The 22,886-nt window shown below is 51.2% G+C and carries 16 protein-coding genes; 4 read left to right on the top strand and 12 right to left on the bottom strand.

Annotation, left to right across the window (positions count from 1 at the left end; translation table 11 throughout):
• Positions 1–190 precede the first annotated feature (190 nt).
• The gene (locus AC6I7T_RS18250) at positions 191–982 is read left to right on the top strand and encodes a DeoR/GlpR family DNA-binding transcription regulator (RefSeq protein ID WP_497788861.1); all 792 of its coding nucleotides are present in this window, start codon (positions 191–193) and stop codon (positions 980–982) included.
• Between the two features lie 175 nt (positions 983–1,157).
• Here the strand turns inward: AC6I7T_RS18250 and AC6I7T_RS18255 are convergent, their stop codons facing one another.
• Positions 1,158–1,913, bottom strand: coding sequence for a tetratricopeptide repeat protein (locus tag AC6I7T_RS18255; RefSeq protein WP_497788862.1), 756 nt, complete (start codon positions 1,911–1,913; stop codon positions 1,158–1,160).
• Positions 1,914–2,303: 390 nt separating this feature from the next.
• On the opposite strand from AC6I7T_RS18255, the gene AC6I7T_RS18260 reads away from it, so the two are divergent.
• Complete coding sequence (locus AC6I7T_RS18260) at positions 2,304–3,905, top strand: malectin domain-containing carbohydrate-binding protein (RefSeq protein WP_497788863.1); 1,602 nt, start codon at positions 2,304–2,306, stop codon at positions 3,903–3,905.
• A gap of 235 nt (positions 3,906–4,140) precedes the next feature.
• On the opposite strand, the gene AC6I7T_RS18265 is transcribed toward AC6I7T_RS18260, so the two are convergent.
• Complete coding sequence (locus tag AC6I7T_RS18265; protein WP_497788864.1) at positions 4,141–7,857, bottom strand: carboxypeptidase-like regulatory domain-containing protein; 3,717 nt, start codon at positions 7,855–7,857, stop codon at positions 4,141–4,143.
• A 242-nt stretch (positions 7,858–8,099) separates the two neighbouring features.
• On the opposite strand from AC6I7T_RS18265, the gene AC6I7T_RS18270 reads away from it, so the two are divergent.
• Positions 8,100–9,455 carry a hypothetical protein gene (locus AC6I7T_RS18270; protein ID WP_497788865.1) on the top strand — a complete coding sequence of 452 codons (1,356 nt, stop codon included), beginning with the start codon at positions 8,100–8,102 and terminating at the stop codon, positions 9,453–9,455.
• Between the two features lie 156 nt (positions 9,456–9,611).
• Here the strand turns inward: AC6I7T_RS18270 and AC6I7T_RS18275 are convergent, their stop codons facing one another.
• The 8 genes from AC6I7T_RS18275 to AC6I7T_RS18310 form a co-directional block, all read right to left on the bottom strand.
• Complete coding sequence (locus AC6I7T_RS18275; RefSeq protein WP_497788866.1) at positions 9,612–9,950, bottom strand: ArsR/SmtB family transcription factor; 339 nt, start codon at positions 9,948–9,950, stop codon at positions 9,612–9,614.
• 17 nt (positions 9,951–9,967) lie between these two features.
• Entirely contained in the window at positions 9,968–10,525 is a 558-nt protein-coding gene (locus AC6I7T_RS18280; protein WP_497788867.1) for an NADH-quinone oxidoreductase subunit B family protein, read from the bottom strand.
• A gap of 7 nt (positions 10,526–10,532) precedes the next feature.
• Positions 10,533–12,083 (bottom strand): hydrogenase large subunit, encoded by a 1,551-nt coding sequence (locus tag AC6I7T_RS18285; protein ID WP_497788868.1) that lies wholly within the window; start codon positions 12,081–12,083, stop codon positions 10,533–10,535.
• Positions 12,084–12,088: 5 nt separating this feature from the next.
• On the bottom strand, positions 12,089–13,540 hold the full coding sequence (locus tag AC6I7T_RS18290) for a hydrogenase 4 subunit F (RefSeq protein ID WP_497788869.1): 1,452 nt from the start codon (positions 13,538–13,540) through the stop codon (positions 12,089–12,091).
• Between the two features lies 1 nt (position 13,541).
• Entirely contained in the window at positions 13,542–14,207 is a 666-nt protein-coding gene (locus tag AC6I7T_RS18295) for a hypothetical protein (RefSeq protein ID WP_497788870.1), read from the bottom strand.
• A 4-nt stretch (positions 14,208–14,211) separates the two neighbouring features.
• Positions 14,212–15,165: a respiratory chain complex I subunit 1 family protein gene (locus AC6I7T_RS18300; RefSeq protein WP_497788871.1), complete on the bottom strand. Its 954-nt coding sequence runs from the start codon at positions 15,163–15,165 to the stop codon at positions 14,212–14,214.
• Complete coding sequence (gene hyfB / locus AC6I7T_RS18305) at positions 15,162–17,201, bottom strand: hydrogenase 4 subunit B (protein ID WP_497788873.1); 2,040 nt, start codon at positions 17,199–17,201, stop codon at positions 15,162–15,164. Before hyfB ends, AC6I7T_RS18300 begins: the two co-directional genes overlap by 4 nt.
• A gap of 144 nt (positions 17,202–17,345) precedes the next feature.
• Positions 17,346–18,068, bottom strand: a complete 723-nt coding sequence (locus tag AC6I7T_RS18310) for a fused MFS/spermidine synthase (protein WP_497788874.1) — start codon at positions 18,066–18,068, stop codon at positions 17,346–17,348.
• 520 nt (positions 18,069–18,588) lie between these two features.
• On the opposite strand from AC6I7T_RS18310, the gene AC6I7T_RS18315 reads away from it, so the two are divergent.
• The gene (locus tag AC6I7T_RS18315) at positions 18,589–19,725 is read left to right on the top strand and encodes a type IV pilus twitching motility protein PilT (RefSeq protein ID WP_497788875.1); all 1,137 of its coding nucleotides are present in this window, start codon (positions 18,589–18,591) and stop codon (positions 19,723–19,725) included.
• A gap of 21 nt (positions 19,726–19,746) precedes the next feature.
• On the opposite strand, the gene AC6I7T_RS18320 is transcribed toward AC6I7T_RS18315, so the two are convergent.
• Complete coding sequence (locus AC6I7T_RS18320) at positions 19,747–22,461, bottom strand: ABC transporter permease (RefSeq protein WP_497788876.1); 2,715 nt, start codon at positions 22,459–22,461, stop codon at positions 19,747–19,749.
• A 21-nt stretch (positions 22,462–22,482) separates the two neighbouring features.
• On the bottom strand, positions 22,483–22,812 hold the full coding sequence (locus AC6I7T_RS18325; RefSeq protein ID WP_497788878.1) for a PadR family transcriptional regulator: 330 nt from the start codon (positions 22,810–22,812) through the stop codon (positions 22,483–22,485).
• Positions 22,813–22,886: the final 74 nt, after the last annotated feature.

Below are 22,886 nucleotides of genomic sequence, written 5' to 3' on the forward strand. Positions count from 1 at the left end.
AACTGTACCGTCATGCCCGGGAAGAGGCGGTGGGGCAGCGGCTAGTCTCGTCATCCGATATCGATTTTTAGAACAATCCCTGTTCTACATCTTTTTTGTGATCTTAGAAAGCTTTTTAGATCACATTTCGTGATCTTTTTGCTCAAAATAAATCACCAGGGAGTATGCCGGTTTGTTATGCTCGGCCTGTATGTCCAGCAAAACAGAAAATCTTGTTGCTCGTCAGGAGTTCATTCTGCGTCGCTTACAGGAGACCGGATCGGTAACGATTGATGAACTCTGTACGGCACTGGAAGCCTCAATTGCGACGATCAGGCGGGATCTTGAAGATCTGGAAGGACGGTCTCTTCTACGTCGCATTCGTGGTGGAGCTGTTCCGATCGGGCCTCTCTTCTATGAGCCCTTTCGCCATGACACCTCCTTTCAGGACAAGGTAAGTAGCTTTGCCGAAGAGAAACGGCGTATCGCCCGAGCTGCGGCGGAACTGGTGCAGACCGGCCAGACGATTGCTCTTAGCGGAGGAACTACAACGACTGAAGTCGTCCGTAGCCTGAAGCTGCTTAGTGGAATCACCATCATTACCAACACGGTAAACGTCGCGATGGAACTCAGTACTCGAAAAGATATAGAGGTGATCGTGACGGGTGGTCATCTGCGGGGGAGCTGGTTTACCTTGATCGGACCCCTAGCAACCAGTGCTGCAGAGATGCTCTTTGCCGATCTGATGTTTATCGGGGTGGATGGAATCAATGCTCGGCATGGGCTGACCTGCACAAATCCTGCGGAAGCTGAACTGTTGCGTAGTCTTGCCCGGCATTCCAAACAGAAGGTTGTTGTTGCCGATCACAGCAAGCTCGGAACAGTAAGTAAGTATCTGCTTTGTTCAACTCGAGAAATCGACAGGCTAATCACTGACTCAGGTGCAAGCGATGAAGCGATAGCACCCTTTGAAAAACTTGGAATTGTGATTACACGGGCCTGAACTTCAAAAAAAGGCGTGGCCATTCTGCCAAAGGGCCAGGGGGCCTCCATTCCTTATGACTGGTGGAATGGCTGGCAGAACAACCACGCATAAAAGCCTTGAAATAGCGGTCCTGCGCAACATCATGGTCCGGAACTGCTTGGGCCTTGTGTTGTGCAAAGAACTCGGCAAGCAATTAACGCTTGATGATCTGGGCCAAACGCGGATCCTTCCACAAACCGGCAAATTCCTGATCGGAATAGACCTTAGCTAATTCTGGGAAATGATCGTCTTTGGCTCTCTTCAGATAATCGAGAGCGCCGTCCATGTTTCCGCGTTTCGCGTATGCCTTTGCGATTAAATAGGAGATGCGAGCCCGTTGTTCGGGAGTGCTGACTCGGGCAATGACTCCATCCGATTGAGGACTAAGGATATCGGGATCCAATTCGAGAGCCCGGGCATATTCCGTCATGGCCCAATCGATCTTGCCCTGTCCGAACCAGCTCTCCGCAAGATTAATGTGGATGACGGCTCTGGTTTCGTCGAGAGCCAGTGCCTGTTTCAGGTACTTGGATGCTGGCTTGTACCTTCTTTCGAGGCAGTTGAGCGCCCCAAGATTATTCAATGCATCTACATGCTTGGGGTCATGTTTGATGGCCTGTGAAAAGTCTTTGCGAGCTCCACGCATATTGCCAAGCTTTAATTCGGCGACACCCAGCTTGTTATATAAAGTGGCATTAGTTTTATCGGTACGCAGAGCGGTGCGATAGTAGTCGATGGCAGCAACATAGTCCTTGCGGACTCTTGCCAAATCTCCCTTAAGTTCTGCCGTCTTCGATAGATCTTCCAAGTTTCCAGGTTTGGGCAGATCAAGAGCCGAACTCGCTCTTCCATAGGGAGTCCAAAGAGCCAGCAGGCCTGCCGTAAGAATTACAACTAACTGTTTTCTCATAAGTCACCTCCTCTGCGGGGTGGCATCTCGTGGGAGGAGGATGCTGCATCATCCAGCCTCCCTACGAGGTGCTCGTACAACGTACTCAGTAGAAGCTTCCCGGAACCTGGGCACAACGCTATACCTGTTACCTTTTGGGACTTTGCGGGTTAACCCTGGGCCTGTAGTGAGGAATCTCATGAATTACCGCGGGTTTTAGAACTTCTAGTGAAGTTGGAACGTAACGGGTACTGAAGCTAATTTCGCGGGAAAAGGAGGGAGCACCGGGGGGTTACACGACGTTAAATCCTCTGCTTCGGTCTCCGGATACACGGTTAACTGGCACTAAAAAAGGAGAAGAAGCGTATAACTGGATAGCAATTCAACTGGGATAAAACCGGGATTAGTAAGATGGCAGTAGGGAGTCCAGCATCGACCGATCTTCACGCGCAACGTGCAGAGCTGAAGGCCGTTCTTCAGTCAGAGCTCTTCACGCGTGCTCCTATTTTGGCCAACCTGCTGTCTTATTTATGTGAGAAGGTCTTTGCCGGAGAATCCAGCCAAATCAAGGAATACTCTGTTGGCGTAGAGGTCTTTCGCCGCGGCTCTTCTTTTGACCAGGATTCGGATTCGATTGTTCGGGTTGAGATGAATCGGCTGCGCAAACGGCTTGCGGAATACTACTCCGGACCCGGAGCTTCCCATCATCTCCGCATCACGATTCCGGTCGGTCAATATGTTCCTGAATTTGAGGTTGCATCTCAAATTCAGAAACAGGAAGTTCCACCTCCTGCTGCTTCCTCGGAACCTAGTCAACCTCCAGCCGAAGCACTTCCAAAGCCTGAAACAGAAGTGCCCGGAAGATGGAGGCAATTGCTTCGCCAAAAACGAATGATTTGGGGCGGAGTTGGATTGACTATCTTTATTGCTCTAGGTATTGGATCTGTTCTTATCCTTTCCCATCGGCATCCGCGGCAGTCGTCGACCGAGGCCGTAGCCGTAGCTCCGAATTCAACTGCGGGACGAGAGTCAATGTTCGGATTGCCGATGGGTGAGGAGATCCGGATTCTTGCCGGTGCGGGCCGCAGTTACGTAGATCACGCCGGTAAGCTATGGAATACAGATGCCTACTACTCTGGTGGCACATCGGTGAAGAGCTCCGTGCAGCATATCTGGAGAACTCAAGATCCGAGTTTTTACCGTACCAGTCGCCAAGGCCAGTTCCGCTATGACATACCTCTGAAAAAGGGTCTTTATGAGTTGCGTCTGCACTTTGCCGAGACCGTCTATGGTCCGGAAACTACCGGAAGCGGTGGTGAAGGTAGTCGTGTAATTTCCGTTCGAGCAAACGGAAGGCCGCTGTTGTCACATTTCGATATTGTGGCCGATGCAGGTGCCAGCCGGACGGCTGATGTTAAGGTCTTTCCAAACATTGCGCCTTCTCAGGATGGCTTCTTGCATCTGGAGTTTGCCGGAGAGTCTGGGAATCAAGCTACTTTGTCGGCTATTGAAGTTCTTCCTGGGACGAAGGGTCATATTCGCCCAGTTCGGATCTTGGCCCGCCAAACTCCGTATTACTCAAACGATAGCCAATGGTGGAGTCCTGACAACTACTTCGAGGGTGGACAGATATCTTCCCATCCGGAACCGGTTCGCGGAACCGATGATCCTGAACTCTTTGAAACCGAACGCTGGGGAAACTTTTCCTATGCCATACCCGTTTCGCCCGGTCACTACACTGTAAACCTGTATTTTGCAGTACATAGTGGAAGTCCGAATGAGTCGGCAGAACCTTCGTCCGAGGATTCAAGCCCGGTTCATATCTTCAATGTGTTTTGTAATGGCAAGGCCATTCTGGAGAATTTCGATCTTAGGGCCGAGACGCATAAAAGCGATGTTGTAATCCGTAGCATTCCGGGGCTCGAACCGAATGCGCAGGGCAAACTCCTGCTTAGCTTCGTTCCTGTGAAAGGATATGCAACTGTTACGGGAATCGAAGTCTTGCCTCAGTAGTATGGTTTTTCTTCCGCAGACAAGTTGCTGATAGCAGCAAGGATTTGGCAATTTCCTTAAGCTGTGAATCCCAACACACCCGGCTTGGATGTGTTGGGATTGTAGGAAACCCGTGCCTCATTTCTGAGGGGAGACTAGAGCGGAATCAGGGTAGGTGTATCCGCAAGCCACAGAGGACTGCGCAACTTTTCCGGGAACAGTAACCCTGATTCCGCTCTAGCAATGCTGCACCGGTTTAAAAGCTAACTCGCCCACTGAACTGCAGAGTACGAGTGGCATTGAAGCTGGTGATATAGCCAAACGTACCTCCGCCAACAGTCGTATTGGGATTCGTTAACTGCGGATGATTGAATAGATTGAAAGCCTCCACACGAATTTGGAATTGGCTTTCGCGATACATATTGAAGCTGCGGAAGACACTGGCATTGACACCGGTCGTACCTGGTCCCCGGAACTGATTACGATGTGTATTGCCGAAATGCGGCGCAACAATCTGGGATGGGGTTTGGGATGCAGAATAAGTAGGTTGTACCGGGTTAGCGAATGACGTGGGATCGAACCAGGGATGACCGCCCGAAATCGCATTGCTGCCCGGCGTACGGTTGTGTCCACTGAGTTGGTGATAGGGTGCAACTAAGTCAGCATAGAGAGTGTTGTTGGGTGAGTTAAAGCCATTGCTATTCGAAGGACTAACAGAGAACGGTGAGCCGCTGACGTGGCTAAACTGGCCGTTCAATTGGAAGCCACCGAAGACAGCGCCGGCGATACCTTTGTTAAGAAAATGCTGGCCACGGCCGAGGGGCAAATGATAGATCCCCCATATCTGCAGGTTATGGGTACGATCAAAGCCAGAGGTTGCGCGGTTCCTCTTGAAATATGCAGGATAGGAGAAGGCTGCTCCACCCGATCCTGTGCCTCCACCATTGTCTGTGTAATCGAAGGCATGAGACCAGGTGTACGCGGTACCAAACTGCGCCAAACGCCCGAAATTACCCGTCAATTGTGCCTGCAGTCCATTGTAGTTTGAGCTGTCTTTGGGTTCAGTTAGTCCAATGCCACCTGAGTTGTAACACACATATCCAGTCTTTGCATTGCATCCGGCATTGACATTGATCAGCTCGTTTGCGGCAAAGTTGCAGGGGCCGGTCAACCCAGTGGAAGGATTGTATTGTCCGTTCGCCATGCATGGGGTTGACCCATCAGGCAGTGGGGCGGCATTGAGGGAAAAGCCAGTGATCTGCCGTATCTGATGAGTGCCAACATAACCGATATTGGCTACAAGACCGTGGCCAAAATCCTGTTGGATAAATAAGTTCCACGATTCGATGTAACCTCGGCGATAGTCCTTCGGAACTGTAGTTGTAGAGCCGCTAATCGGAAGAGACACAAAACCGCTGGACAGATCAGGTAAAGGTGGGTTCGGAATTCCGACTGCGAGAGTAAGGGCCTGTCCATTGGCAGGATTAATCGCAATAGTGTTGGCTGCTGTTCCACTGAAGGTGGGTGCCTGATCTACCGGGAATGAGTCACGCAGGAATCGCAAACTATCCGGGTCAGTGGTGATACCTGCTCCAAGACGTATTACCAGGTGATCCGTTGCGCGATAGGCAATTCCGGCACGCGGTGTGAAGTTAAGCTTCGACATCTGAATGCCGGCATTCTTCGGGTTCCCGTTGACTCCGCCGATGATCACATTCGCTGTCTGCGGCAAAGAAGGATCGAGACGGTATACACCACTTTTATCGCGAGACGGAGCCGGATAAAACTCGTAGCGAACACCGTAATTCAGAGTGAGTTTCCCATTTACCTTCCACTGGTCCTGAGCATATGCGGAATAATTGCTCCAACGCAGAGAGTTGGGATTGAAAATTTGATAGGCATGGCCAACCGCAGCTCCCGTGCCGTTGTTCGGCAATCCCAGGAGGAAGTCCGCCAACGAGGTGTAGGCGTTAATGTTGTTTTGGCTTCCCGATGAGGTTACGTTCGCAGGACCTGTAGTCATACCTCCCTGGAAAAGGAAGGCGCCGCGAGGCCCTTGAATACCGCCACCGCTGGTTGGTTGGAAATGGTTGAGAAGAAAGTGAAAATATCCAAAACCATATTTCATTGAATGTCTGCCCTTTGTCCAGCTGACATTCACATCGCCTGTGAATTGGTTATCGCGGAAAAGGAACGGGCTTGCTAAGGCTGCATTGCCCAAGGTTCCGAACCCGGTGAATTGAAAGGCTGGCTGGCCAACATATTGCGGCCCGACGCCGTTGGTCCCCGGAATTCCGAGGGTATCGGTTCCGAAATCGCCTGCTGCAATATCGACCAGGGACTGGACGCCGGAATTCAGGCGTGTATATCCCAGGTCTGCATCGACAACCAGGTTCGAAGTAACGACGTGACTAAAGCCAATGCCTACGTTCTGTACTCGTCCCTTTGTTGCTCCCGGTTGTCCTCCATCGAAGGTTCCTCCACCTGCATTGCCAAGCTGCTGGGGATCGATGATGGTAAAAGGCTCCACGCTATAACGGCCGAAGAGTGTTGTGCTTTCGGAAGGCACGTACGTGATTTTGGCATCGTTAGTATTGCGGTTATAGGCGAGGGTCCCGCTGCCAAAGTAATCGTTGGCCATCTGATTGTTGAGTTGTTGGGTGGTCGGCGCACCTACGGAATTGGAGATTGGCGCTAGAAGCGTTAACATTTTTGCCGCCTGCGGAGAAATTCTCGAGGCAGGGATACAGTTGCAACCGTACTCCGATAGGAATGTCGGACGGTGACCTACGTTCAAGTATCCGGAAGTTGTATTAGGACCGGTTTGTACGACTCCTCCCGGCTGCGGATCATAGAGAATCGTGGCGGCAGCAGGTGCCGACAATCCGTTGACGGAGGAGAAGTCACCGCCGATCATTGCCGCACTGGGAACGGTATAAAATCCCGAAATAAGTTGACGGCGCGTAGTCCGCTCGAATGCGTCGAAGAAGAACAGCTTTTTCCTTCCGGTGAGGATGTGGGGAATGTATACAGGGCCACCTACCGATCCGCCGAATTGATTGAAGATATTCTTCGGGACCTTCGGCTGAACCTTTGGCGTGTTTACATATCCGCGGGCATTGGTATTGAAAAGCTGGTTATATTCCCAGGCACTGCCGTGGAGATCCTTCTGGCCGCCCTTAATGGTGACGTTGATAGACGCTCCACCTGCCATACCTTGTTCAGCATTGAAGGAGTTGGTAACGACGTTTACTGATTGAATGGAGTCAGCAGGCGGAACATACGCAATCAAATAGGGTACCCAGCCATTTTGATTCATGGCTCCGTCAATTCGATTGGAAACGCCCATGTTTTCGGTTCCATTGACATTTGCTGACATAGCGCGGGAGGGATTGAGCGAGGTAGAGTTTTGTTCCGATACCGCGGCGAAGCCGGGAAGAATGGTATAGAGCGCCTGAAAATTACGGCCCTGCGTTGAAGTGATTGGAAGTTCGGCAATTTGCGTTTGAGAGATTTCGTGGTTTACCTCGGCCGTTTCTGTTTGCAGGATAGGTGCAGTTGCATCGACGACTATCTTCTCTGTGACGGTAACCGGCTGTAGTGTAATGTCGACACGTGCTTCTCGATTGACCTGGATAACCACTCCACGCTGTTCGTAGGCAGAAAATCCCCCAGAGGCAGCGATCTTGATGATGTACTGCCCCGGAAGTAAGTTAAGAAAAAGGTAATTACCTCCGTTATCCGACTGAACGGTACGAGATTCTCCAGTCTGTTGGCTGGTTACTATAATCGGTCGGTTGGGCACGATGGCACCGGCATTGTCCTGTAATGTTCCCGTCAGCGACCCGTACAATACCTGAGCGACACCGGACCCGGTACACAGAAACACTACCAGGCAGGTGGCCAGGAAGAAGGGAAGCCAGCGTTGTTTTTTGTGCGGCTCAGAACTCGTTGAGCGCAATCTAGATATCATGAACAGCCTCCATAGTTTGAAAACCAAATTAATCTGAGTGATCCTGGTAACTCCAAATGCCTCTAAACAAAACCGGTGGAATAGAAGTTGCCGGACGGAGCGCCATGAGAAGCTTGTGGTTAGTTCGTTGGCAAGGTTGAATACAGTAGTTTCCAGGAGAGTTCTTGTAAGTCGCACTATGTCAATGAGATAGAAGGAGGTAAAATACCGGCCGTTACCTGGCGGAGTGCGGGGAGTATGAGATGAAAAACGATCAAGGTGACGAACAACTAAAGCCCTTTAGAGCATGGCCTCCTGAGGTGCGACCGATGGTAGAGTGTGCTCTCGAAGAGATGCTGAGCAGCATCCCTTTTCGGACGAGCCGACAATGCCAGGACCTGCTCCGCTACATCGTTTTGCATAGCTTGAACGGGGAGGAGGAGTCTCTTCGGGAGCGTATTATCGGAGTCGAGGTCTTCGGCAGAAAACCCGATTATGATCAGGCGGCAGATCCTGTGGTGCGCGTCCGCGCTGCTGACGTGCGAAAACGCCTTGCGCTGTTTTACGAGCAATCTGCCGATGGGGCCAGTGTCGTAAAGATCGCTATCCCGTCGGGTTCCTATAAGGCTTGTTTTGAATTCCGTACCAATAACGAAGGTGGAACACCTCCGAAAGAAGAGGTCGTTCCTGGAGATTTGTCATCGAGTTCCCCGCTTGATACATCCACGGGGGTGGACAAGTCAGAGGAACCGGGGACGATTGAATCCCCGCACAAGGCAAATACGAGTCTCCGCGCTTGGCTCCTGCAACAACGTTTGTTTCTCCTAACTCTTTTATTGTTAATAGCTGCCGGAATCAGTTATACGTGGATAACGGCAACTCCCGATACAGCCTTACATCGCTTTTGGTCGCCACTCCTTAAGGATCAACACCGTAGCCTGATCTACATGGGAGGTAATACCGTCTATGAGTTCTCATTGCCCTTTGTCGAGAAGTATCGGCAGGAGCATCATCTTAGTAGTAATGAAGAGGCAAGACGGGAACTGGATCTTTCCCTCAGCCCGCAAGAGATGCTACAAGGTAGCGATTTATATCGATTAGCAGACACTTACGTTTCAATCGGGGACGTCGCAGCATCTGCAAAGGTTGCTTCCTTCCTTTCCGTAGAAAAGAAAACATACGATATGCGTTTCAATCAGGACATCTCTATCGGAGACTTGCGACAGGGGCCGGCAATCCTTATTGGGGCATTTAATAATATGTGGACCCTTCAGCTCACCGATAGCCTCCGGTTTGTTTTTGCGTCCGGATATCGCATCCAAGATCGTTTCGATACGAATCGATTCTGGAAAGCAGCCCAGAACCCTACGGAAGACTATGCAGTCGTATCGAGAGTCCTCAATTCCAAGACGGGAGAGATTCTCATTACAGCCGCCGGCCTTGGGCAAGCTGGGACCTGGGCCGCCGGAGAGTTCATTACTACCCCGAAAGCACTCGACGCCTTTACTCGTATTGCGCCCAAGGGGTGGGAACGTAAAAATTTACAGATAGTTCTGCACACCACTGTGATCAATGGTTCGCCAAGCGAACCCGATATCGTTGCAACCTATTATTGGTGAAGAGGGCTTCGGAAGGGGGCCCGAGCCGATAATTGCATTGTTTCGATGGAGCATCGGTACAATGCCACTTCAGGCCCTCGCCAGCGGAATGCAATTGAATCAAGTCCGGAAGCCGCTCGACAGACTCAATCTCCGGTCTCACGTACCCGCTATTATCTAGTTGGGTTTTACAGGTTTTTCCATCTCGTCCAACATTCCCAACCACTCTTTCAGGTGGGCGTGGAAATAGCGCTTCATGAGCGCGAGGACTTCGAGGATCAGAGGATCTTTCACCGAATAGAAAACCTGATTTCCAACCTTACGGTTGCTTACGATCTGCTTTGCGCGCAATACGGCCAAGTGCTGTGAGGCATTGGCTTGTTCAATCCCTAGCCTTTCGATCAGGGCTCCAGCCGAGAGCTCTCCTTCGCCCAATGCTTCGATGATGGCAATCCGCGTCGGATGTGCGAGCGCTTGAAACATGTCCGCCTTAAAGCGCCGTAATGAATCTTGCACGATTTCCTCTCTCTTCACTAAAGTACATCGCCTGAACTACCCGGTTTGCCAGTGGTTCCACCCGGAGCCAGTGCCGTGCACACAGTCTGGAGAATGCCACGCAGGATAGCGGTTGGGCTAGGGGGACAACCCGTCACTGTAAAGTTTACCGGGATAACGTTAGCCACGCCTCCGCGACTCGCGTAATTTGTCCCATAAATTCCGCCGCAAGCACCACAATCCCCGACAGCTACGACCCATTTCGGGTCTGGCATGGCCTCGTAGGTGCGTTTCAGCGCTTCCTCCATATTGACTGAGACCGGGCCGGTTGCCAGTAGCAGATCGGCATGCCGGGGGCTGGCGACGAAATGAACTCCGGCCCCCTCCAGGTTGTAATAAGGATTATTCACTGCCTGGATCTCGAGTTCACATCCATTGCATGAGCCTGCATCTACGTGACGAATGCAGAGGGCCCGCCCCAGGATCTTCTGAAGATTCGACTGCAATGCATCGAATTCGGACGTTAGCTCGTCGATAATCGGTGAGGACTCGGTCAATATGCCGGTGCGCAGTATGCGCGAAAGAACGTCAAACATGATTACCTCATCCGTCCTGTCCGCTGTAGGACAGGTTGAAAGATTTGTTTACTAACGGAAAATCCGGCACGATATCGCCGATAATCGCGTACTCGAGAAGCGGCCAGTTTTGCCACGAAGGATCGTGTGCATGGCATCGCCGGATGGAGCCTTGTGGACCTGATTCCAGAGCAATCAACACAGGGCCACGCCAGCCTTCAATTGCTCCCACCCCAAACTGGTTGGGTTCTGCGGCTGCTACAGGAGCCTGAATCGGTCCGGATGAGAGGTTTTCCAGCAGAGTCCGGCAAAGCCTCAACGATTCGAACACTTCTTCAAAACGCATTTGAACCCGGGCGGCTACATCGCCTGAAGTCTGTACCACCAACTTTGGATTCAACTTGTCATATGGAGCACAGGGATGATCGATTCGTAAATCCGAAGCGATTCCCGAAGCTCGCCCTGCTATACCAAGAGCCCCGAGCTTTTGCGCTTCGTCAATCGTCAGTTTGCCAGCTTCCCTGAAGCGATCTTGCAGACCGGCATGTTCGGCATAGATGGACTGGAGATTGGCAACGGCTTTCTCCAGGGCAATATACTGCTCTATCAGAGTATTTGTTGCTTCTGGCGTTAGCTCGCCCGCTACGCCACCGGGAATAACGTAGTCGAAGAGATAGCGTGCTCCGAAGGCGAGAGCGTTTGCTCTTAACAGGTCCTCTTTCAGCCGGGAGAACTGCGTGAGACCAAAAGCGAAGCCGGCATCATTCCCTAGTGCGCCGAGATCTCCAAGATGGTTGGCAATCCGTTCATGTTCCAGTGCTAAGGCTCGCAACTCTGTAGCTCTGGCTGGGCAGACGGCTTTAGCGATAGCTTCCAGTGCTGCGCAGTAAGCCCAGGAGAAAGCCACGGCTGAGTCTCCGGAGATGCGAGCCGCCAGGCGGTGGCCCTCCAGTTGGGACAATTCTTCGAAATGCTTTTCCGTTCCTTTGTGTTTGTATCCCAGCCGCTCTTCCAGACGCAGGACCTTTTCTCCAACGACAGAGAAGCGGAAATGTCCGGGTTCGATGGTTCCGGCATGTACAGGACCGACAGCGATCTCGTGTACGCCATCTCCTTCGACTGTCACAAATGGATAGGGTTCGGAGATAGCTGGATACTGCCGATGTCCATCGAAGTCTCTCCGTAGGGGAAACTCTGTCTCTGGCCATCCACCGTGGCGAAGCCAGCCTCGGGTATCTTTTTCTTCCGTTGCGATTCCCAGAAGATCGTAGACCGCACGTTGCATCCTCTTCGCAGCAGGGTAAAGGGCAGCAATACTTGGATACTTTAGTTCCGCTGTCTGGGGGATTGCATGTTCGACAACAAGAATGTGTTCCGCCTGGAGATATGCTGCATAGATACGGAAACAACCATCCCGATCCCGGTCATCGCTTCCCCACAGCGTAAAAAATTGTGCTCCAGACTCGCGTAAAATTTCGGCTACTTGAAACCATTGCCGGCTATCTACAGTTATTCCGTTAACCGGCACATTGGATGGTACCGGGATGCGTTGATGATGTTCCATAAAGCTGGTTCCCATGAGCGTCATCCAATCAGGCGCGCAGCAGCGCGATACCATTCAGCCAGAGCTGGAGGCATGTAGAGCCCCAACATCAATACCAGTGCCAGGTGAACAAACACAGGCACCAGAGCCGGAGAGTGCGAGAGTGGTTGTGCGTCGCTTTCTCCAAAGACCATTGGTTGCACTCTGATAAAGATGGCGGCGAAGGCCACCCCTAAGGCAATCAAGAGAAAAGGTGTTGACCAAGGATGCTCTCGCATGGCAGTTGTAAGAATTAAGAACTCGCTGGAAAAGACGCCAAAGGGCGGCATGCCTAAGATAGCGAGTGAGCCGAGAACCAAACCCCAGCCGATAGTCGGACTAATACCTATCAAGCCGCGAATGCCATCCATCTGTTGTGTTCCTGCGGCCTGTGAGGCGTGTCCGGCTGTAAAAAAGATTGAAGACTTCGTTAACGAATGAACAGTCATATGCAGCAAAGCTGCGAAATTTGCCACGGGACCGCCCAGTCCAAAAGCAAAGGTAATGATCCCCATGTGTTCAATCGAGGAGTAGCCAAATAGCCGCTTAATGTCGCGTTGTCTCCACAGGAAGAAGGCACTCAGTACTGCAGAGAGTAATCCGAAGGTCATCAGCAGGCGACCAGGGAGAGAAGATCCGATAGAGCCTACGACCAGAACCTTGCAGCGTACGACAGCATAGAGGGCGACGTTCAGAAGCAATCCCGATAGTACGGCTGAGACCGGCGTCGGGCCTTCTGCGTGTGCATCTGGAAGCCAGTTATGCAGAGGTGCCAGGCCTACCTTCGTTCCATATCCGACAAGAAGGAAAACGAAGGCTAATGCCAGTACCTTTGGTTCAAGTTGTCCTTTGACTGCATTCAGATGTGTCCATAACAGAGCTGTCATGCCCTGACGTCCCAGCTCTTGTTCGGCAGCGAAATAAAGGAGGATGGTGCCGAAGAGTGCTTGCGCAATGCCGACACCACAGAGGATGAAGTATTTCCAGGCTGCTTCCAGACTAGCCCGTGTACGGTAAAGAGAAACCAGCAGAACTGTCGAAAGAGTTGCAGCTTCCATGGCTACCCAAAGCAGTCCCATATTGTTTGTGAGTAGCGCCAGAAGCATTGCTCCCATGAAGAGCTGATACATACTGTGGTAAAGCCGCAGACGACGGGGATTTAGGCGCCCGTGGTCTTCTTCAATGCGCATATATGGACGGGAAAAGAGAGCTGTAGTGAAACCCACGAAGGCAGTCAGTCCAACAAGAAACACGTTGAAGGAATCGACGAAGAACTGCTCGTGCCCGGTGAGGATTGGGCCGTAACGAATTACTCGCATTACCAGGAACGCAGCAGCCACCAGAGTGGAGAAGCTCATGCCTATGTTGAGTTCGGCGGCATAGGAACGTGCCCCGAGTAGCGCTAACAAGAGCGCACCCAACAATGGCAGGCAAAGAACAAACAGTATCTCCACTTCAATCCTCCTTAAGCGATTCGAGGTGGTGCAAATCCAGGCTTTCGAACTGCTCCCGGATCTGGAAGAAAAATATGCCGAGGATAAAGACGCCTACCAGTAAGTCCAAGGCGATGCCTAGTTCAATAACCATCGGCATTCCATAGGTAGCACTCGTTGCGGCAAAGAAGAGACCGTTTTCCATTGCCAGAAATCCGATCACTTGTGTCACAGCCTTGCGGCGCGTGATCATCATCAGAAAAGAAAGCAATGTAACCGAGAGCGCAATCCCCAGGGTCTTGCGGGTGATGGTTGTGGCTAACATGCTGATCGGCTGGGCCAGACCGAAGGCAAAGATGACAAGGATCAGTCCTAACAGCATCGTCGTCGGAATGTTCACGAGAGGTTCGTTATCCCACTCTGCTCCAAGACGACGGATGAGGTGGTTCAGAATCAACGGCAACCCAATTACCTTCAAGATCAAGGTGAGCGCAGCGGAGTAATACAGCTCCGTCAGTCCTGCGCTGTAAGCCACAAGAACTGTAGAAAGGAACAGGATGCCTCCCTGACAGGCAAAGAGGGTGATCAGCCGTTTTGTCCTTCGACCTGACAGCATCGAGAAAGAAATCAACAGCAATCCTGCAGCGAGCAGTTTCAGCACTTGGGCGATCAGATAAGACATGTGCATTCGATCAGGCCCCCAAAAGAAGATGGACAAGCAGTCCAAGGACTGTAAGCAAAAATGCGGATGCTAGATATTCCGGAGCCCGAAAGATCCGCAGCTTTGCCGATAGCGTTTCGATCAATGCCAGCGCGCTACCTGCAACGACAAGCTTCAAAATAAGAACACCGGCAGCAAGAAAGAGTGCTAAGCCACCATCGGCTCCATGCGTTGCAATTCCAAAGGGAAAGAACAAGGCAAAGCCGATGCAGGCATAATTCAAAAGCTTCAGGCTGGAAGCCCATTCCACCAGTGCCAAGTGACGTGCCGAGTACTCAAGCAGCATCGCTTCGTGAATCATCGTGAGCTCGAGGTGTGTTGCAGGATTATCGATCGGAATACGAGCGTTCTCTGCCAACAGCACCATAAGGAAGGCCACTGCCGCGAAGGTGAGGCTTGGGTCAATGAGAAATGGATGTGCGCTGTAGGTCTCCACCAGACTCGGCAGCGCGGTGCTTCCCGACAAGAGGAAGGCGTTGAACAGTACCATCAACAGAGCTGGTTCGGCTAGAAAGCCGATCATCATCTCACGACGTGCACCTAAAGTACCGAAGGCCGTACCCACATCCATGGCCGCCAACGATAGAAATACACGGGCTGTCGCAAAGAGGCCCGTCAAGGCAATTGCATCGGCAACCCTGGCAAACGGAAGATCTGTAGCGAGAGAAGGAATGATGGCTGCTGCCAGCACCATAGTTCCAAACAGCACATAGGGCGTTAGCCGGAACAGAGGTGAGGCATCTGTAGCTATGGCAGCATCTTTATTGAACAGCTTTCGCAGCGTTCTATATGGCTGTAGTAACGATGGTGCTGAACGGCTTTGCAACCACGCCCGGCATTTGCCGATCCACCCCGTGAAGAGGGGTGCTACCGCAACAGCAAGCAGTACTTCGCCGAATTGGCGGACCAATGCAATCGTACTCATAAGACGAACACCAATAAGCCAATCAGAGTCAGGAAGCTATAAAGCAGATAGATGGCTAATCTGCCTCCCTGCAAAACACCGATCCGATCTGCCAGCCACTGGACACCTTGTGCAATGGGCAGATAAATACCCCGCCACATTCGGTCTTCAATCCGAATTCGATAACGAGGCTCCTCATCGGAAGGCAAAGGAAGGTCGCGCTTCATGCGGAAAAACGGCCCAAAGATGTGGCGAATCGGTTGACCAAAGCCCTCGGCAGTATCCTGCATGCGGGATGTCTGCCAGGGATAACCGCAGTCCCAAGGATCTGTTCGGCGAATGCGCCCGTGAGCGAGGACGCGCACAAGAATGAAAGTCACAGCGATGACTCCCACGACGCTTGCAAAGAACAGGACGCCGCTATAGGAAGCCTGTTGTATTCCAATTGGCGCAATCAACCAGAAAGGTGAATGAGTATTGGCAACTTGTCCTAGAAGCTTGCCGGTAACCGCGCCTGCAGCTCGTAAAGAAAGCTGCGGCAATACGCCGAGGATCACGCATCCTATCGCCAACCAGCTTAGTCCGATCTTCTCCAGGAAGTTGGCATCGTGTGCTTCCGTCAAAGAACTCTCACGTGGTTGGCCAAGGAAGATTACTCCATAGAATTTCACCATTACGTATGCGGCCAAAGCCGTGGTGAGCGCAAAGGCAGCAGCTCCGAGCGGAACCAACATATTGATGAAGGTATGCGGAATCTGAGGCGTGAAAAGGAAGGACTGTAACAAAAGCCATTCAGAGACGAATCCATTAAAGGGAGGCAGTCCAGCGATGGCAAGAGTTCCGACCAATGCCAAGGTAGCCACCCAAGGCATATGTCGAATTAACCCTCCCAATTTTCCAAGGCTTCTTTGCTTGGTCGCATGCAGCACCGATCCGGTGGCAAGGAAGAGAAGGCTCTTAAAGAATGAATGGTTGAGTGCGTGAATCAGTGCGGCACTCAAGGCCAACGCAGCGAAGAGCTGCATATTGCATCCGGCAAAGAGAATGGATAATCCAATACCGGCAAAGATGATTCCGACATTCTCAATTGAAGAGTAGGCCAGCAGACGTTTCATGTCTGTCTGAACGCCGGCAAATATGGCTCCGAACAGGGCTGAGAATAATCCCATCGTTAGCACCAGCACGCCCCACCACCAGAACTTGGCATCTAGCAGGTCGAAGCTGACTCGCACTATTCCGTAGATTGCTGTCTTGAGCATCAGGCCGCTCATTACCGCGGATACGGGCGAAGGGGCTGCCGGGTGTGCTTCCGGAAGCCATACATGCATCGGTACTAAGCCTGCCTTTGCTCCGAAGCCTATTAGTGCGAGGAGAAATGCAACTGTTGCCCAGAAGGGAGAGAGGGTAGCGTTGCGCATGGCATCAAAGGTGAATTGCCAGCTGCCGCCTTGCAGTACTCCGAAACTGAGCAAAATACAGATGGCCCCAACGTGAGCGATCAAGAGGTAGAGAAATCCGGCTCTTCGAATCTCGGGAATGCGGTGTTGCGATGTCACCAGGAAGTAGGAACTGAGCGCCATGGTTTCCCACGACACCATGAAGAAGTAAGCATCATCCGCGAGCATCACAAGCGCCATACTGGCAAGGAAGATGTGGTATTCGAGTCCTAATAGGCCAGGCGCGGTACCGACTCCGGAGCGGAAATATCCAGCCGCAAAGGTGGAGATGCCTGTTCCCGCTAATCCCAGCAAGAGAAGGAAGAATCCCGATAGTGCATCCAAACGAACATGAAAAGGGAGATCGGGTAGGCCGAGTGGAAGAGTGATGATGTCGGGAGTGTGTCCTGCCGTGAGAGCAATTCCGCCCAAAACTGCGATGCCGAGAGAAATCAGTGCTCCGAGAGGGAATAGAAAGTGCGCTACAAAGCGCACGCTATGCGGTCGAATAAGTGCGAGTAACCCCAGAGCCAGCCAACCGAGTACAAGGGCTAACACCAGCGAGAGGTCGTGCTTCGACAACGTAAGAATGCTCGAAGATATCCAGCCAGCGATGCTCATGAAATGAGCTCTTTCGGATAGATCTGGTGACTATCTTGTATAAAGATTTGAAAATTCTTCATAACTCTTGCCAATAAAATGTTCCTGTCGTGTGCACCGTTTCTTGTCTTTGAGCCGCACAGATGCACATCGTGATACGACCTTCTAACTTGCCAGGCATGTATCTCGTTCTTGTTGAAGACTTAATGCGGTACGACGAAGCGGAATCGGATGATGGTGCTTCGCATATTCAATTGCCCGTCTCCACTCTTCCGATGTACGAGCGAATGCATTTCCTCTGCTGGCGAAGACAATCACGTTATCTCCGTCTTCTCCATCTACTGTTCTGACCTTGCTCTGGAAGCTTTGGCAGATGCGAGAGGTCAAGAGTTCAATATCTTCGCAGAGATTAACAACCAAGATGCCATTTGGAGCTAATGCTTCATAGCAGTTGTCGTAGAAACGGGGACTACATAGTTGCCGGGGCTGCTCAAGATCGAATCCGTCGACGATCAAAACATCGAATTCATTTTTGTGGCGGTCGACAAAATCTGCTCCATCTTCGCAGTGAACTCTGAAACGAAGATCGTCGTCGGGAATAAAGAAGCGGTCTCGCAGTGCGATAACTTCCGGATTGATTTCCGCAATCGAGATTTGCGCGTGCGGCAGGAAACGATAGCAGTATTTCGGTATGGAGCCGCCCCCCAAGCCGATCATTCCTATGTGGCGTGGCTGTGCATGGAAAAGCAGAAAGCCCATCATGGTCCGGGTGTAACCAAGCGCCAGAAAGTTATCCGGCGAACTGATGCGCATCTTGCTTTGTACCGCACTCACCTCGAAATGAAGAGTCAGTGTGTCATTCTCTTCATAAACAAAGGGTCGGAACATACGAGTTCTTGATTCGTCTTCTTCGTGTTGGTCCGGCAACTCGCCCACAATAGACATCCTTCTGTCTCAGTTTATGGAATACAGAGACATTACTTGCTCGGGCATCGAGCAAACGATGTTTTCCTCTTTCTCTTTCTTTCCGGTAGAGCTCAAAAACGGGTAATTATTTGGAAGTATCGGCAGAACGCAATCGATTCGACATCTTCGTTACGAGTTTGCCGTTGGTCTACGACAGAAATCTTTTACATTAATTCGTATATTATAAATATCGAATATACCGGGTGCAATCCTTTCTGTTCGTGATCAGAACCTGCTTTGGTACCCATTGTTACGGAAACCTGCGCTAAGCCTCGGAAAGTGAGTACCTTCCTGCTCTCTTCCCCTTTTGGATCAGGAGACAAAAAATCTCCTGCCTTCTGGAGAGGTCTTCCACATGCTGCTGACCAGAAACGTGAGCATCGATCTCGTGGGATGCGTCTAATCGATATGTCCGTCGATTTGTGCTCCTTGGGATTGCTGGATGGCTGAATACGATCTCGAATTGACGCGTCTTGTTGACCAGCTGAATCGTTCCGTTGGTGGTACGAAAAGCGCTGAGAAGATGTCGCTCGATCAACTGCTGTCGGCAGCTGTTCAACGTCATGCTTCCGACATCATTTTGGTAGCAGGATCGCCCGCGACCTTTCGGGTCAATGGTGCTCTGACACCTGGGGTGGGGCCTGTTACATCTCCGGAGGATCTCCGTGGCATGCTCTTGCCATTGCTTTCCGTGAATCAAACGCGGGAATTGCAGGACAACAAGGCCCTCGATTTTTGCTTTGCGCGTGGTTCCATAGGAAGGTTTCGAGCGAATTTTCATCACCAGAGAGGGACACTGGCTGCGGCGATACGTCTTTTGCCTCCACAGATTCCATCCCTTGAGACTCTTCATCTTCCATCGAACTTGGCCCTTCTGGCTGAACGCAGGCAGGGACTGGTGTTACTCACCGGGCCCACCGGTTGCGGGAAAAGCTCTACACTTGCCGCAATTGTCGATCTGATTAATGAGCGGCGTCGTGATCACATCATCACGATTGAAGATCCTATTGAATATCAGCATGTGAATCGCAACTCGCTTGTGGAGCAGATTGAGTTAGGTCACGATATTCCGACCTTTGCGCAAGCCGTGCGATCTGTTTTGAGACAGTCTCCCGACGTGATCCTGGTGGGAGAAATGCGAGATAGCGAGACGATGTCTGCGGCCCTTACGGCAGCAGAGACCGGGCACCTGGTGTTGTCGTCATTACACACAAATGATGCGGCCCAGACAGTTTCGCGCATTCTGGATACCTTCCCGACAGGCTATCAGTCGCAGATACGCCAACAGTTGTCTTTAGCCCTATTAGCCGTGGTCTCTCAGCAACTTCTCCCTTCTGCAGATGGTGTTGGCAGATATCCTGCGGTTGAGATCATGATGGCAAATGGCGCAACGCGGAATCTGATTCGTCGCGGTGACGATCACCAACTCCGGGCGCACATTGAAACCGGGAGAGCCGAAGGCATGTTGACGCTGGAGCAGTCGCTGGCTGAACTGGTACGTACAGGACGAATCTCGCGCGAGACTGCCTTTGCTCACTGCTATCATCCGGAAGATTTGCGGCGTCATCTCGGTAGTTGATGACCCTTTGTAATAAGACTGCTATTCATGCCGTAAAGCATTCATCGGATCGATAGCGGCCGCTTTGTAACTCGGAATCAAAGAAGCGATCAGAGTTGCAGCGAACAGTAGTATCGGAACGAGTGAAAGAGTAATAGGGTCAAAAGCTGGAACCTGATAGAGAAAGCTAGTCAGTAGTCGAACAAGCGCAACAGAAAGAGAAATGCCGATGAGAAGACCAAGTGCAAGCAATTTAAGTCCCTGCTGAAGAATGAGCTGTATAACGCCAGCTTCGGACGCTCCGAGTGCCATGCGCAGCCCAATCTCGCCTGTCCTTTGGCGAACAGTATAGGAGAGCAATCCATAGATACCGACAACCGCGAGAAACAATGCCATTCCCGAAAAAATGGTCAGCAAGATTACCTGGAAACGCCGTGTTGCTGTGGCCTGTGAGACCAGATCCCCCATCGAATGAATGTCTGCGATAGCCAAGTCAGGATCGATACTGTGGACGGCATTGCGAATCTCCGGTATGACTGCACTAGAGGGAAGGGAAGTGCGCACAGTAATGTAACCGCTACTTACAAATTCTCCTCTCTGCAACCCCTGCCAAAGCGGTACATAGATTTGTGGAAGAGCACTACTCTCAAGACTCATATTTCGAATGTTATCCACGACTCCAACGATTGTGATCCATGGCGCATTGTTTATCCTTCGGATATGGTGACCAAGCGGATTAGCGTTTCCAAAATATTTCTTAACAAAGACTTCGTTGACGATAGCTACGTCCGGACGAGTAGGCATGTCTTCATCAGTAAAATTGCGTCCTGCAAGGAGTGGAATTTGCATGGTCATCAGATAGTCAGGTGAGATGCATCGTTGTTCCACCAATTGCTCCGGAATTGTTTGTGTTTTGTTGGTGGAATGGCCCTCGACTTCAATTGGTGTGACACTTTCCGAGTTGCTTAATGGGAGGTAATTGACAATGCCCGCTGCCTGAATGCCATGGATTGCCTGTATTCTTGTAAGCAAATCTTTGAAGAAGATCGTTTGCTTCCTTGTTGTGTCGTAGCGGGGATTCGACTGATGAACAGTAAGTTGAGGATTGAGCTGTATCGTCGCTGAGATAGTCGAAGCTGAATAGCCTACCGGAACAGTTAGAACATTGATGTAGCTTCGCACAATCAGACCAGTACCCGTAAGTAGCACAGTCACAAGTACGACTTGTGCAATAACCAACGCATCTTTAAGGTGTTTCCTCTCCCCTAATATTCCGCGCACTCCGCTGCTTTTCAGGAATGCCACCAAATGAATTCGACTTGCCGAGAGCGATGGCAGGGTGCCGAAGAGGACACTAGTGATTACTGTCACGGTAGTTAAAAACATTAAGACATGAAGATCCAGAGTTGCATTTTGTATGCGAGGGATATCATTAGGACTACATTTCAGCAGTATTTGGAGAAAGATAAAGGACAGTCCTATTCCGACAATGCCGGCGGCGCTTCCTAGCATTAAAGATTCCGTAAGCATTTGACGTACGAGTCTATTTCTGCGAGCACCGAGGGTAGCCCGTACACCCAACTCTTGCGTTCGATCCGTGGCACGTGCCAGGAGCAAATTGGCAGCATTGCTGCAAGCAATCAATAAAACAAGTCCCACGGCTCCTAGCAGCAGCCACATCAGTGGCTTTACGGGTCCTAGAGCACTATTCAGAAGAGGGACAGTACGTCCTCTCCAGCCGCGGTTATCGGGAGCACGTAATAAATCAAGCTGTGACACGATTGCACTCACTTCCGCTTGTGCTTCGCGCAGACTTACTCCGCCTTTTAGGCGCGCAAGAGTGAGTCCAAAGGATTGTTCCCGATCTGCTCGTTGTTGTGCTGTTAAGTCAGACGGAATCCATATCTGAGTTGTCTCAATACGAGGATTGGAAAATTTGAAATCACTCTTGTGTGGGTATCCAAAATCTTGCGGCATTACACCTATAACCTGATACGACTGTCCGTCGAGGCGAAGAGTACGGCTCAGGATATCGGTAGATCCTCCAAACATGTCTTGCCAGAGTGCATAGCCGATGATTACAACATGGTCGCTTCCCTGCTGTTCATCGCTCCTACCGAAGGTTCGCCCCAATGAAGGTGAAACTTGTAAGACAGAGAAAAAATGCTCGTCGACCTTTGCTGCACCGATTCTTTCGGTGCGATCCCCAACACCGAGATTGTAGGTAGACTGTGCGAAGAGCGTCATCTCTCGAAAAGAACGGTTCTGTTTCTCGATATCGAAAAAGTCTGCGTTTGTAGGAGTGAAAGCATCTGAGAAGGCACCCCAGCGTGGATTGGGAGTGCGGACATAAACCAGCTTCTCCGGTTGTCCATAAGGCAGAGAGCGAATGAGTACTGCATTGACTAAGCTAAAAATCGCAGTAGATGCACCAATTCCCAAAGCGAGCGTAAAGATCGTGATAAGGGCAAAGGAGTGATTTTTCAGGAGGGTACGCAGACCATAACGAAGATCCTGAACAATGTCTTCGATCCACCTAAGGCCGCGCGCTTCATAGCACTCTTCTGTGATTTGAGCGACACTACCGAATTCGGCCATAGCGGCGGCTCTAGCCTCCTTGGGAGACATGCCTCCGGCGAGGTTTTCTTCAATCTGGTGAGCGAGATGGAACTTGATTTCTTCACTAAGCTCACTATTGCTCGAATCTTTTGTGAGCAATGAGTGCAGACGGCGAAGCAGGCTCTGCAATGGGCGCATAGTTACCTCGTCTAGAGGCTTTCAGATTGCTTTCAGGACCCCTTGGACCGCTGTTGAGAGCCGATCCCATGATTCTTCTTCCGCTTCCAGCCGTTTCCTTCCGGCCTTTGTTAATGAGTAGTACTTTGCACGGCGATTGTTCTCCGATTCTCCCCACTCAGCCTGAATCCAGGCCTGATGTTCCAATCGATGTAGTGCCGGATATAGTGCACCTTGGTTTACCCGAAGAACATCCTTCGAAAGTTGGCGAACTCTTTGCGCAATTGCCCATCCATGCATTGGTTCAAGGCTTATTACCTTCATGATCAGAAGGTCGAGTGTTCCCTGGAGTAGTTCGTTGGATCGTGTCACACCTTCCCCTCAGTGATTGACAGGAGAATATCCCAGGAATTCTTAATCTGCAAGAGAACTGTTCTTTTTTAGGT

It is taken from the genome of Humiphilus diazotrophicus, from assembly GCF_059726315.1.